This is a genomic window from Streptomyces inusitatus (assembly GCF_014651115.1).
Taxonomy (GTDB): domain Bacteria; phylum Actinomycetota; class Actinomycetes; order Streptomycetales; family Streptomycetaceae; genus Streptomyces; species Streptomyces amakusaensis.
The window spans coordinates 576,268-589,371 of record NZ_BMWG01000001.1; the positions used below are offsets into that span (position 1 = coordinate 576,268).

Here is a 13,104-nt window from a genome sequence, read left to right on the forward strand (position 1 = left end):
CCGCCGGGCCCCGCACCGTCCCCGGTCCCGGTCACGGGCCCGGTGTGGATCAGGTGGGTCAGGGGGTTCCGCCGCCCGCGTCCGCGCCCTCGGCGGCGCCGCCGCCCGCGTCCGCGCCCTCGCTGCCGCCCGCGTCCGCGCCCTCGACGTCCCCGCCGCCGCCCGGGTCGCCGCCGCCGTCGCCACCGCCCGGATCACCGGGGTTGTCCGTCGGCCCGGTCGTCGCCGGAGTCGACTCCTCCTCCGTCGGAGCGGTGGGGGGAGTCGTCGACGGGGCCGTCGAGACGTCGTTCGTGGGCGAGTGCTGTGTCACCGGTGGCTGGATCGACCTGGTCGCCGAGGTCGACTTCCAGGTCGGGGCCTGCCCCTGCCCCGGGTTGGTGCCGGTCGTCTGCTGCGGCCGCGAGGGAGAGTCCGACGGCGACGGGCTGGTCTTGGGCGGTTCCGAGGACTGGGTGGTCTTCGGCTTGTCCGTCGGCGGGGCCGTGGGCTCGTCCCGCCCGCTCACGGCGTAGGCGACTCCCGCCACCACGGCCACCAGCGCGAGCGCCGCCACCAGCCAGATCGCGTTCCGGCTGCGGCCGGAGCCGGGCCGTCCGCCGTCGTATCCCCCGTCGTCCGGGTTCATCGGCGGCAGTATCGGGCCCTGCGCGGTGTCCCCGTGGACCGGGTGCACGGCGGTCACGCCGGGGCCGCCCATGCCCATGGCGGTGGTGGCGCCCCCCTCGGGCCCGGGCACGAAGCCGGTGTTCCAGCTGCCGTTGTGGCTGCCCTGCTGCTGAAGCATCTGGAGCCCGAACTGCACCAGACCGCGCATCTCCTCGGCGCTCTGGAACCGGTCGTCCGGGTCCTTCGCGAGGGAGCGCATGACCAGTCCGTCCAGCTCCGGCGGCACCACGTCGGAGGCCTGCGAGGGCGGCAGCGGAATGTCCTGGACATGCTGGTAGACGACCGACAGCGGGGTCTCGCCGGTGAACGGCGGACGCAGCGACAGCAGTTCGTAGAGCAGACAGCCGGTGGCGTACAGATCGGAGCGGTGGTCGACGGCCTTGCCCAGCGCCTGCTCCGGGGAGAGGTACTGCGGGGTGCCCATGACCATGCCGGTCTGCGTCATCGTGGTGGACGCGCCGTGCAGGGCGCGCGCGATGCCGAAGTCCATCACCTTGACCGCGCCCGAGTGCGTGATGATCACGTTGGCGGGCTTGATGTCGCGGTGCACGATGCCGTGCTGGTGCGAGTAGGCCAGCGCCTCCAGCACCCCGGAGACGATGATCAGCGCCTGCTCCGGCGGCGGGGCGTCCGCGTTGATCAGCAGATCGCGGATGGTGCGGCCCTCGACCAGCTCCATGACGATGTACGGCACGGACTGGCCGCCCACCACATCCTCGCCGGAGTCGTAGACCGCCACGATCGCGTGGTGGTTGAGCCCGGCGACGGACTGCGCCTCACGGGTGAAGCGCGCCTTGGAGATCGGGTCCTCGGCGAGATCGGGGCGGAGCAGCTTCACCGCGACGGTACGGCCGAGCCGTACGTCCTCCGCCGCGAAGACCTCGGCCATGCCGCCGCGGCCGAGGCGGTGGGTCAGGCGGTACCGGCCGTCGCCGACCAGTCCGCCGGCGCCCCAGGCGTCCGCCGCATCCGGCACGCCGCCGCTGCCGGCCTCGGGTTCGGGTGCCATCAGTCCTCGCCGTCGTATCTGTGTGTCGGTGCCGTGTGGCCTCACGCTACAGCCTTCATACGTCGGGCCAGTCTGAGATGGACCGGCCGTTAAACCTCTGTGAGCACGGCCACGCGCATTTCGTGGCACTCCTGTGACGCTGACGGGACGGTAATTGTGCGTACGGTCACGGAACGGACGCCCGGCTTGACGTGCCGGACCCCTCGGGCACACTTGCCCCGTAACAGGGACAACGGATCACTCCGGGCCTTCGGCGTCCGGGCCGGACCGGACAGCGGTCGTCACGCCGAGGGGGATGCACAGTCATGAGCCAGGACGGCGGGCGTGGCCGGTATTCGGGCGGTTCCCTGGCCGGTGGCCGATATCAGCTGCGCGATCTGCTCGGCGAGGGCGGCATGGCGGCCGTCCATCTGGCGTACGACACCGCGCTGGACCGGCAGGTCGCCATCAAGACGCTCCACACCCAGCTCGCGCACGAGCAGTCGTTCCGCGAGCGGTTCCGGCGCGAGGCGCAGGCCGTTGCCAAACTGTCGCATCCCAATATCGTCTCGGTCTTCGACACCGGTGAGGACACCGTTGTCTTCGACGCCTCCGGGGCCGCCGCGACCGCCGACGGCGGTGCTCCGATGCCGTACATCGTCATGGAGTACGTGGAGGGCCTGCCGCTCGGCTCGGTGCTCCACGCGGATGTGCGGCGGTACGGGGCGATGCCCGCCGACAAGGCCCTGAAGGTGACGGCCGATGTGCTGGCCGCGCTGGACAGCAGCCACGAGGTGGGACTCGTCCACCGGGACATCAAGCCCGGCAATGTGATGATGACCGGGCGCGGGGTCGTCAAGGTGATGGACTTCGGCATCGCGCGGGCCATGCAGTCGGGCGTCACCTCGATGACCCAGACCGGCATGGTGGTCGGCACTCCGCAGTACCTCTCCCCGGAGCAGGCGCTGGGGCGGGGCGTGGACGCCCGGTCCGATCTGTACTCGGTGGGCGTGATGCTCTTCCAGCTGCTCACCGGGCGGCTGCCGTTCGACGCCGACGCTCCGCTGGCGATCGCGTACGCGCATGTGCAGGAGGAGCCGCCGGCGCCCTCCTCGATCAACCGCTCGGTCACCCCGGCGATGGACGCGCTGGTGGCGCGGGCGCTGCGGAAGAACCCGAACGAGCGCTTCCCGAGCGCCGCCGCGATGCGGGACGAGTGCGCCCGGGTCGCGAGCGCCGGGCAGTCGTCGGCACCGGTGATCGTCTCGGGCGGTCCGGTGGCGAGCGGGGCGGGGGTGGGCTCCGCGGTCTTCCCGCCGGTGGACCACGGCCGGCCGCCGGCCGCGCCGCAGCCGCCCCGGCCGCAGCCGATGGGTACGCCGTATCAGCAGTCGGGTCCTTACCGGGCTCCGACGCCCGGTCCGCAGTACGGATATCCGCAGGGGCCGGGGACGGTTCCGGTTGCGGGGCCCGTCCCGGGGCCAGTTCCGGGGCAGCACGGGGGCGGGTATCCGGGGCCCGCGTATCAGCAGCCGCAGGCCTCGTACACGATGTCTCCGCCGCCTCAGCCCTCCGGCAGCCCACCGCGCCGCAAGGGCTGGAACAAGAAGGCCGTGATCATCCTGGGCGGATTGGCCCTGGTGGCGGCGGCGATATATCAGGTGGCCGAGGGACTGAGGTTCGATCCCCCCGCCGACGAGCCCACCGCGGGCCCCACGTCGAGCGCCTCGGCCGGCCCGTCCGGCCGGGGCGGCTCCGGGAACGGTTCCGGGGGCGCGGCGCTGCCGCCGGAGCGCAATCGGACCATCAAGATCACCAAGTGCACGGACGCCACGGAGGACGGCACCGACCCGTCGAAGGTCCAGGCCCCCAATCTGCTCCACAAGGACGTGCTCTCGGTCAAGGAGTGTCTGCGGGCCGCGGGCTGGACCTGGAACGTCCGCGAGGTCGACAACCCGCAGTGGCCCAAGGACACCGTGATCAGCCAATTCCCCGCGCAGGGCGCGGCCGTCCCGCCGAAGAACCAGGAGTTCGAACTCCAGATCTCGACGGGCAAGTCGGGCTGACCCTCCCTCCCGCGCCCCACCCCTCTTCGAGATGCCGGATTCCTCCCGTCATGTGACGCTGAGTCCATTGCGCGGCTCGGCCGGTGACGGCCGCCGTCCGACGCAGGCGGTATGTCCGGTTTCTTTGTGTCCGGTACGGGAGGGGGTCACCCGGTGGCTCCAAGGCGGCGCACCCGGTGCGCCCTCGCGGTCGTCCCGGTGCTGCTGCTGGCCGCGCCCCAGGCCCAGGCCCGGGAGTCCGCGCCGCCCGGCCCGGAGCCCGGCCCCACCGCTTCGGAGTCCTTCGCGGGACGCCCGGCGGGCGAGGGACGGCCGCGCCCCGGGCGCTCCCCGGTGAGCGAGGCCCCGACCCCGCCGCAGGAGCCGTCGGCGAGCCGCTCCGGCCCGGCCGCTCCGTCGCCGACCGGGTCCGTGTCACATTCCCGTCCCGGCTCCCCGACCGCGACGACCACCCCGAAGCCCCATCGGACCGGCTCCGGCCGCACCTCCGACTCTGATTCCGGTTATGCCTCCGCCGACCGCCTTCCGGACGACTCGGAGGCGGGCCCGCTCGACCTCGGGCCCCGTTATGGGGACGAGGCGCGGGACGAGGACGACACCTCCGACGACCAGGCTCAGGCGGCCGTGTCACCCAGCGGTCCGCCGCACGATTCCGCACGTCAGCAGCGTACGCAGGCCGTTCCCGAGCCGGTCGCACGGCAGGTCTCACCGCTCTCGCTCGGGGTCGGCATGGCCCTCATGGGGCTGGGAATCGGCTTTCTGGGGATCCGGATGCGCCGCCGCTGAGGGACCGGAACCCACTGTCGTAGCCTGCTTCCGTTTCTTTGCGGATCCCCCTTGCGTCGGCCCTTGTCCCCCTCAGGGCGGACCTGGCGAGATCCGTCTCCCGGCGGTTGAACGACTCACGGCATACCCGGTATACATACTCGGTATGTCCATCCGTCACGGGCTCCTCGCCCTCCTTGAAGAAGGCCCGCGCTACGGCTCGCAGCTCCGCACGGAGTTCGAATCGCGCACGGGAGCGACCTGGCCGCTCAACGTCGGCCAGGTGTACACGACCCTCAACCGGCTCGAACGCGACGGCATGGTCGCGCAGGGCGGGGAGGACGAGGCGGGGCACGCGCTGTACGCGATCACCGAGGCCGGCCGCGCCGAACTGCGGAACTGGTTCAGGTCCCCCGTGGACCGGAGCAGTCCGCCGCGCGACGAGCTGGCCATCAAGCTCGCGATGGCGGTCGGCGCGCCCGGCGTGGACATCCGCTCCGTCATCCAGTCGCAGCGCCACCACACCGTGAAGGCGATGCAGGACTACACCCGGCTCAAGGCTCAGGCCCTGCTCTCGATCGAGAGCGGGGGCTCGGGGGAACGGGACGACGTGGCCTGGCTGCTCGTCCTGGAACAGCTGATCTTCCAGACCGAGGCCGAGGCGCGCTGGCTCGACCACTGTGAGGTACGGCTCCTCCGGCTGGCCGCCGTGACCGGGCGGAGAGCCGCGGAGCGGTCGACCGCCGCGCCGCCGGAGACCCGGCCGGACCCGCCCGGGGCCGACGAGTCTCCCTCAGCCTCCGCGCTGTCCTCAGGCGGATCCGGATCCGGATCCGGGTCCGCCGCCACCCGCCGCACCAGCTGAACCGCCCCCGCCCGGTGCGCTCTCCCCGAGCGCTTCGACCGGGCGGGGGAGTCCCGGCCCGACCGCTCAGGACCGGGGCCATGGGCCCGGGGACCGGATCGGCGATCCGGCCCCGGACCCGGCCCGGCCCGGCCCGCAGCTTCGGCTCACGGCTCCGGCTCACGGCTTCCGCTCCGGCCGGGCCGGCTCAGACTTCGGGACCGCCCGCCGACCGGGCGGCCCGGCCCCCGCCGCGCGGCGATCCCTGCCCCGGCCCGCGAACACGGCTCGCGAACACGGCCCGTGCCACACACCGCTCAGTCCATCAGTCCGAGGGGGACCCTCCCATGTCCGATTACACGGCTCAGCAGCCACTACAACCTCAGCAATCACAGCAGCCCGTACTGCAACTCCAGCAACTGGCCCGTGTGCACGGGAGCGGAGCCACCGAGGTGCACGCCCTGCGCGGCATCAATCTGGATGTCTTCCCGGGCGAACTCGTCGCCGTCATGGGCCCGTCGGGCTCCGGCAAGTCCACGCTGCTCACCATCGCGGGCGGTCTGGACTCCCCCACCTCCGGCAAGGTCATCGTCGAGAACACCGACATCACCAGCGCCGACCGGAAGACGCTCGCCGCGATGCGCCGCCGAAGCATCGGCTATGTCTTCCAGGACTACAACCTCATACCGGCGCTGACCGCCGCGGAGAATGTCTCCCTCCCCCGCGAACTGGACGGCGTCCCGGCCCGCAAGGCCCGGGTGGAGGCCCTCGCCGCCCTCGCCGAGATGGACCTCCAGCATCTCGCCGACCGCTTCCCGGACGAGATGTCGGGCGGCCAGCAGCAGCGCGTCGCCATCGCCCGCGCCCTGGTGGGCGACCGCCGGCTGGTCCTCGCGGACGAGCCGACCGGCGCGCTGGACTCCGAGACCGGCGAGTCCGTGCTCGCCCTGCTGCGCGCCCGCTGCGACGCGGGAGCCGCCGCCATCCTCGTCACCCACGAGCCGCGCTTCGCCGCCTGGGCCGACCGGGTGGTCTTCCTCCGCGACGGATCCGTGGTCGACCAGACGGTGCGCGGCAACGCGGACTCGCTGCTCTCCGGCCGGGCGGCCGAACTGTGAAGACCTGGTACCACTCCTGGCGGGCGGCGATCCGCATCGCCCGCCGCGACGCCTGGCGCGCCAAAGGACGCAGCTTCCTCGTCCTGGCGATGATCGCGCTGCCCATCATCGGTGTGAGCGCGGCGGATCTGACGATCCGCAGCCACGAACTCTCCGCCGGGCAGGAACTCGAACGGGAGATGGGACAGGCGGACGCCCGGGTCCGCGACGCCTCGACCGGCGGCGAGCCGGTCATGCAGGCCCCCGACTCCCAGACCCACTCCGCGGTGGGCGACTTCGACGACAAGCCCTACCCGCAGGGCCGGACCGATGTCACCAAGACGCTGCCCCCGGGGGCGGAGGTACTGACCGACACCGCCGGCCGGGCCAAACTGCGCACCGAACACGGTCTGCTGAACACCCAGATCCGAGAGGTCCGGGCGGCGGACCCGATGGTCAAGGGGATGCTGTCGCTGACCGGCGGACGCTTCCCGCGGAAGGCCGACGAGGTCGTCGCGACCGACTACTTCCTGAAGAACAGCGGTCTGAAGGTGGGCTCCAGGCTCACCGCCCACCATCTCGACCGCGAGTACACCGTGGTGGGCTCGTACGAGCTTCCCCAGGCGCTCAAGACCGACGAGGTCGTCGCGCTCCCCGGGGCCCTCGTCGCGCCGCTCGACAAGTCCTTGAAGAAGCACAAGCTGCCCACCACCGGGAGCGACACCACCTACCTGGTGAAGCTCTCCGGCGGTTTCACGTGGAACATGGTCAAGGAGACCAACGCCAAGGGCGTGGTGGTCGAGTCCCGTTCCGTCATTCTGAACCCGCCGCCGGACTCCGCCGTGCCGCTTTTCCAGAGCGACAACTGGGCGAGCGGTTCCGGGCAGGGGCAGGACGCCATCATCTTCGCCACGATCGGCACCGTGGTCGCGCTGGCCCTGCTGGAGATCTGTCTGCTGGCCGGACCGGCCTTCGCGGTCGGCGCCCGGCGTTCGCGCCGTCAGCTCGGTCTGGTCGGGGCCAACGGCGGCGACCGCAGGCACATCCGCGCCATCGTCCTCTCCGGCGGCCTGGTGATCGGCGCTGCCGCCGCGGTGATCGGCACCGTCCTGGGCATCGCGCTCACCCTGGCCCTGCGGCCGCTGCTGGAGGACTTCGTGGGGGCCCGCTTCGGCCACTTCGACATCCGGCCGCTGGAGCTTCTCGCCATCGCGCTGCTCGCCGTGGTCACCGGGGTGATGGCCGCCCTGGTGCCGGCCATCACCGCCTCACGGCAGCCCGTGCTGGTCTCCCTGACGGGCCGTCGCGGCGTCCGCAAGAGCAACCGGGTACTGCCGGTGATCGGTCTGATCGCCGTGGTCCTGGGCGTGGCGATCGCGCTCTACGGCGCGCTGATGTCGGAGCAGGCGCTGCTGGTCGGCGGCGGCAGCGTCATCGCCGAGCTGGGGATCGTCGCGCTCACCCCCACCCTGGTGGGGCTCTTCGGCCGGCTCGGCGGTCTGCTGCCGCTCTCGCCCCGGCTCGCGCTGCGGGACGCGGTGCGCAACCGGGGGCGCACGGCCCCGGCGGTGGCCGCCGTGCTCGCGGCGGTCGCCGGAACGGTCACGGTGGCGACCTACCAGGCGAGTGCGGAGGCCGAGGAGAGGGCCGCGTACCAGCCCTCGATGCCGCACAGCTCCGTCTCCCTGTTCGTCGGCGAGGCGGGTGGCGCCCGGGACGTCCCGGGGCTGCGCTCCACCGTGCAGAAGATGCTCCCGGTCGATGTGCGGGCCGATCTGGACCGGCTCTCGGTGGGCAGCCCCAACTGCTCGCTGTACGACGGCTGGGGCTATGAGAAGCCGGAGTGCGGGAGCTACACGGTGCTCACCCCGCGCGCCAATGAGTGCCCGCTCTGGTACACCGATCCGGCCCGGCCGGACGAGGACCCGTCCACCAAGTACAGCAAGGAACAGAAGCAGAAGCTCGCCAAGGACTGGCGGTGCCAGAACTCCGACAGCTACGGCAACGGACTCGATGTCACGGTCGCCGACGCCAGACTGCTGAAGGTCCTCGGCATCGAGGACCCGGCAGCCGAGAAGGCGCTGGCGGACGGGAAGGTCCTCGCCTTCAAGCGGAGCCATGTCAATGCCGAGGACGAGATCGACATCCGGCTGATCACCGACGTCAAGGCGGCCTCCGAGGCCCAGGCGAAGAGCGAGCCGGCTCCCGGCAGGGTCAAGTCCTTCGCCGCGTACAAGATGCCCGAGAGCGCGAACTCCTGGGGCATCCCGCTGATCATGCCGGCCGCCGCGGCGAAGGCCGCGGGCATCGACACGCTCCCGTACGGCGCGTACTACTCCACGGACCGGATGCCCAGCAGCGAGGAGCGCCAGCGACTCGACGGCGAGATCGCCAAGACCGGCTCCGACCCCAGCCTGATGATCGAGGACGGCTACACCGCCGAGAACGACCTCGTCCTGCTGGCGCTGGCCATCTTCGCCGGACTGATCACCATCGGTGCGGCGGGCATCGCCACAGGGCTCTCCCAGGCCGACGCCGAGGCCGATCTGAAGACGCTGGCGGCGGTCGGCGCGCCGCCCAGGGTGCGCAGAACTCTCAGCGGGTTCCAGTGCGGGGTGGTCGCCACGATGGGTGTGGTGCTCGGCTCGGCGGCGGGCATTCTGCCGGCGATCGGGCTGCGGCTCGCCAATCGGCGGGAGAAGATGAAGTGGTTCGAGGAATCCCTCGACCAGGGCTATGTCACCGCCGCGGACGCGCCGTTCGTCCCGATCGTCCTGCCCTGGACGACGCTGCTCGCGCTGCTGATCGCGGTCCCGGTCGGCGCGGCGCTGCTGGCGGCGCTGGTGACCCGCTCGCGCGGGGCGCTGGCCCGGCGCGAGGCGTCGTAATCCGGCGGTAGACCGCCTTTGCGGCACAGTCCGCGCTTTTGTGCCCCCGTACGAGGTGATCATTCTCGTTCGGGGGCACACCCCTGCGCGGCTCGGATGTGCGAGAGAATGACCGCATGGAGATGCCGAGGAATGAACGGTCGCAGGAGAGCCCCCACGTACTGGTAGTGGGTCAGGACGGAATGGCGCTCGGCGGCGGTGCCGGTGACAGTGAGCCGCGCGAGATCCCGGTGACGGAGATGGTCGAGCAGCCGGCGAAGGTCATGCGCATCGGCAGCATGATCAAGCAGCTGCTGGAGGAGGTCAGGGCGGCTCCTCTGGACGAGGCGAGCCGGGTCCGGCTGAAGGAGATCCACGCCAGCTCGGTCAAGGAGCTGGAGGACGGCCTCGCGCCGGAGCTGGTGGAGGAGCTGGAGCGTCTCTCCCTCCCCTTCACCGACGAGGCGGTGCCCTCGGAGGCCGAACTCCGGATCGCCCAGGCCCAGCTGGTGGGGTGGCTGGAAGGTCTCTTCCACGGCATTCAGACGGCTCTGTTCGCCCAGCAGATGGCGGCCCGCGCACAGCTGGAGCAGATGCGCCGCGCGCTGCCTCCGGGCAGCGGTCACGAGGACGACGACCACCCGCAGCACGGGGCGATCCGCTCGGGCCCGTATCTGTAGGCCCCGGCCGCGGGACCGATGACGACGGGCCGGGGGCCGGACGGGGCGAACGCCCGGTCCGGCCCCCGGCGCGTGACGCGGTCCGGCGCGTGACGGGCCCCTGTGCGTGACGGGGGCCGTCAGCCGGTCTTGAGGAGCACCTTCCCCACCGGCGCGCCGGACTCCAGCACCCGATGTGCCTCCGCCGCCTCCCTCAGCTCCAGCACCCGGTCCACCACCGGGCGTACCCGGCCGCCCTCGATCAGCGGCCACACATGCTCGCGCACCGCCGCCACGATCGAGGCCTTCTCTCCCAGCGGCCGGCCCCGCAGCGAGGTCGCGGTGATCGCCGCGCGCTTGCCCAGCAGCGCCGCCAGGTTCAGTTCGCCCTTGACGCCGCCCTGGAGACCGATCACCGCGAGCCGCCCGTTGACCGCGAGCGCCCGGACGTTGCGGTCCAGATACTTCGCGCCGACGATGTCGAGGACGACGTCCGCGCCCGCGCCGTCCGTGGCCTTCCGCAGCTCTTCCACGAAGTCCTGCCGCCGGTAGTCGATCAGGATGTCCGCGCCCAGCTCCGCGCAGCGCGCCAGCTTCTCGGGGCTGCCCGCCGTGACGGCGACCCTCGCTCCCACCGCCTTGGCGAGCTGGATCGCCATCGTGCCGATGCCGCTCGCTCCGCCGTGGATCAGGACCGTCTCGCCCGGCCGCAGATGCGCGATCATGAAAACGTTGGACCAGACGGTCGCGGTCACCTCGGGAAGCGCGGCGGCGGTGACCAGATCCACCCCCTGGGGCACCGGGAGCAGCTGTCCGGCCGGTACGACGGCCTTCTGCGCGTATCCGCCGCCCGACAGGAGTGCGCACACCTCGTCGCCGACGGCCCAGCCGAAGACCCCGGGGCCCAGTGCAGCGATCCGCCCCGAGCACTCCAGACCGGGATGGGGCGACGCCCCCGGCGGCGGGTCGTAGAAGCCCTGCCGCTGGAGCAGATCGGCGCGGTTGACGGCGCTCGCCGCGACCTCGACCAGGACCTCGCCCTGGCCGGGCACGGGATCGGGTACCTCGGCCCACACGAGCGCCTCGGGACCGCCGGGTTCGGGAATGGTGATGGCATGCATGGCGGCGAGGCTACTCCCGGCCGGGAAACCGTCCGCGCCCCGTGTCGCCCGAGCCGTCAGCCCCGCTCGGAGCGGGTGGAGCCGCTCGCGTGGACGATGGTGATCAGGCGGTCCGTCAGCTGGAGCGGGCTCGCGGCGGGGTCGTCGTAGCCGATCAGCCGGTGTCCGCGCAGCACGCTGACCACCAGGTCGTCCGTCTCCCGGACGCTCCGTCCCACCTCGGCCTTTATCACCGGCCGCTCGACCAGATCGAGCCCGCTGCCCTGCTGGATCAGATCCTCCATCACCGCGCCCGCGCTGGGGCTGAGCACGGAGAGTCCCAGCAGCCGGCCCGCCGCGCTGGCGCTGGTGATCACGGCGTCGGCGCCGGACTGCCTCAGCAGTGGCGCGTTCTCCTCCTCCCGCACCGCCGCGACGATCTTCGCCTCGCGGTTCAGCTGGCGGGCCGTGAGCGCGACCAGCACCGCGGTGTCGTCGCGCTGCGTCGCGATGATGATCTTTCCGGCCCGCTGGACCTCGGCCCTGATCAGCACATCGCTGCGGGTCGCGTCGCCGATCACGCCGGTGAAGCCCTCGGCCACGGCGGCGTCGATCACCTTGCTGCTGGGGTCGATGATGACGATCCGGTCTTTTTTCAGACCTGTCGCGGTCATCGTCTGAATGGCGGAACGGCCCTTTGTGCCGAATCCCACGACGACGGTGTGCTCGCGCAAGCGAAGCCTCCAGCGGTTCTGCGAAATCCCACCCGCGCGCGTGACGATCGCTCGCACGGAGAAATGAAGCTACCCCCAAAGCCTCCAACACGGCGGACGGGGGCCGCGTTCGGACGAAGGATCGGCGACCATGGTCACTCGTGCCGACCGACCGGCCCATGAACGAGACCGACCCACGACGCCAAAAGGGGACATCCGATGAAGGACGAGAGACGACCGCCGCCTAAGGCAGCAGGGAGGTTCTCGATCCTGCTCTCTCTGTGGAATCGGTCGAACGGCGAGGCCAGGGACGACGCGGAGGCCGGGCGCTCCATCACCATGCCCGCGCAGGCCGCCGTGCCGCCGCTCCAGCAGGTGCTGAGGCGGCTGGCCATGGCCCTGCTGGTGCTGACCGTGACCACGCTGCTGGTCTGGTTCGACCGGGCCGGATACAACGACAACGCCGATGGGAAAGTCGACTTCCTCGACGCCGCTTATTACACGACCGTCACCCTCTCCACCACGGGATACGGCGATATCGCACCGGTCAGCGACGGCGCCCGGCTGACGAATATCCTGATCATCACGCCCTTGCGGGTGGTGTTCCTGATCATTCTGGTCGGCACCACGCTCGAAGTGCTCACCGAACGCACCCGCCAGCAGGTCCGGGTCCACCGCTGGCGCTCCCGGATGCGCGATCACGTGATCGTCGTCGGATATGGGACCAAGGGGCGGCACTCGATCGAGACCCTTCTCGGTCAGGGCATTCCCAAAGAGAAGATCGTCGTGATCGATCCGCAGCAGAAGGCGGTCGAAGCGGCGAGCGCCGACGGACTGGTGTCGGTCCTCGGCGACGCCACCCGCTCCAAGACCCTCCTCAAGGCCGAGCTCCAGCGAGCCGCCAGGGTGATCATCGCCCCGCAGCGGGACGACACCGCCACCCTGGTCACGCTCACCGCCCGGCAGCTCAACCGGCGCGCCTCCATCGTGGTCGCCGTCCGTGAGGACGAGAACGTGCCGCTGCTGAAGCAGTCCGGCGCGGACACCGTGGTCACCAGCTCCAGCTCGGCGGGACGGCTGCTCGGGGTGTCGATGGCCAGCCCGCATGTCGCCGACACCCTTGAGGACCTGATGACCCGGGGCAGCGGGCTCAACCTCACGGAGCGCTCCGTGACCAAGACCGAGGTCGGCCGCTCCCCCCGTGAGTGCACGGATCTGGTGGTGGCCGTGGTGCGCCGGAAGAAGATGCTGGACTACGCCGATCCCGAGTGTTCCCGCCTCCAGTTCGGCGACCGGCTGATCACCATCAGCCGTGAGGAGACCGGTTACTGAGCCT

9 protein-coding genes and 1 pseudogene are annotated in these 13,104 nt (G+C 71.5%); 7 read left to right on the forward strand and 3 right to left on the reverse strand.

Annotated features, from left to right (window positions below):
• Window positions 1–58 precede the first annotated feature (58 nt).
• Window positions 59–1,678 carry a protein kinase domain-containing protein gene (locus IE247_RS02610; protein ID WP_190121163.1) on the reverse strand — a complete coding sequence of 540 codons (1,620 nt, stop codon included), beginning with the start codon at window positions 1,676–1,678 and terminating at the stop codon, window positions 59–61.
• Window positions 1,679–1,983: 305 nt separating this feature from the next.
• Between IE247_RS02610 and IE247_RS02615 the strand changes: the two genes are divergently transcribed.
• The 6 genes from IE247_RS02615 to IE247_RS02640 all read left to right on the forward strand — a co-directional run bounded on the left by IE247_RS02615 (window position 1,984) and on the right by IE247_RS02640 (window position 9,976).
• Window positions 1,984–3,723: a protein kinase domain-containing protein gene (locus tag IE247_RS02615; protein ID WP_190121164.1), complete on the forward strand. Its 1,740-nt coding sequence runs from the start codon at window positions 1,984–1,986 to the stop codon at window positions 3,721–3,723.
• 153 nt (window positions 3,724–3,876) lie between these two features.
• Window positions 3,877–4,509, forward strand: a complete 633-nt coding sequence (locus tag IE247_RS02620; protein WP_190121165.1) for a hypothetical protein — start codon at window positions 3,877–3,879, stop codon at window positions 4,507–4,509.
• A 145-nt stretch (window positions 4,510–4,654) separates the two neighbouring features.
• Entirely contained in the window at window positions 4,655–5,353 is a 699-nt protein-coding gene (locus IE247_RS02625) for a PadR family transcriptional regulator (protein WP_190121166.1), read from the forward strand.
• A 326-nt stretch (window positions 5,354–5,679) separates the two neighbouring features.
• Window positions 5,680–6,450 carry an ABC transporter ATP-binding protein gene (locus tag IE247_RS02630; protein ID WP_190121167.1) on the forward strand — a complete coding sequence of 257 codons (771 nt, stop codon included), beginning with the start codon at window positions 5,680–5,682 and terminating at the stop codon, window positions 6,448–6,450.
• Window positions 6,447–9,317 carry an ABC transporter permease gene (locus tag IE247_RS02635; protein WP_190121168.1) on the forward strand — a complete coding sequence of 957 codons (2,871 nt, stop codon included), beginning with the start codon at window positions 6,447–6,449 and terminating at the stop codon, window positions 9,315–9,317. The genes IE247_RS02630 and IE247_RS02635 overlap by 4 nt, the downstream gene beginning before the upstream one ends.
• Window positions 9,318–9,433: 116 nt before the next feature.
• The gene (locus tag IE247_RS02640) at window positions 9,434–9,976 is read left to right on the forward strand and encodes a bacterial proteasome activator family protein (RefSeq protein WP_190121169.1); all 543 of its coding nucleotides are present in this window, start codon (window positions 9,434–9,436) and stop codon (window positions 9,974–9,976) included.
• A 119-nt stretch (window positions 9,977–10,095) separates the two neighbouring features.
• Here IE247_RS02640 and IE247_RS02645 read toward each other — a convergent pair whose 3' ends face one another.
• Both IE247_RS02645 and IE247_RS02650 read right to left on the reverse strand, forming a co-directional pair.
• Window positions 10,096–11,076: an NAD(P)H-quinone oxidoreductase gene (locus IE247_RS02645; RefSeq protein WP_190121170.1), complete on the reverse strand. Its 981-nt coding sequence runs from the start codon at window positions 11,074–11,076 to the stop codon at window positions 10,096–10,098.
• 56 nt (window positions 11,077–11,132) lie between these two features.
• Window positions 11,133–11,804, reverse strand: a pseudogene (locus tag IE247_RS02650) (potassium channel family protein); the annotation flags it as partial.
• Window positions 11,805–11,987: 183 nt separating this feature from the next.
• Between IE247_RS02650 and IE247_RS02655 the strand changes: the two are divergent.
• On the forward strand, window positions 11,988–13,100 hold the full coding sequence (locus IE247_RS02655) for a potassium channel family protein (protein ID WP_190121171.1): 1,113 nt from the start codon (window positions 11,988–11,990) through the stop codon (window positions 13,098–13,100).
• The last annotated feature ends 4 nt before the right edge of the window (window positions 13,101–13,104 follow it).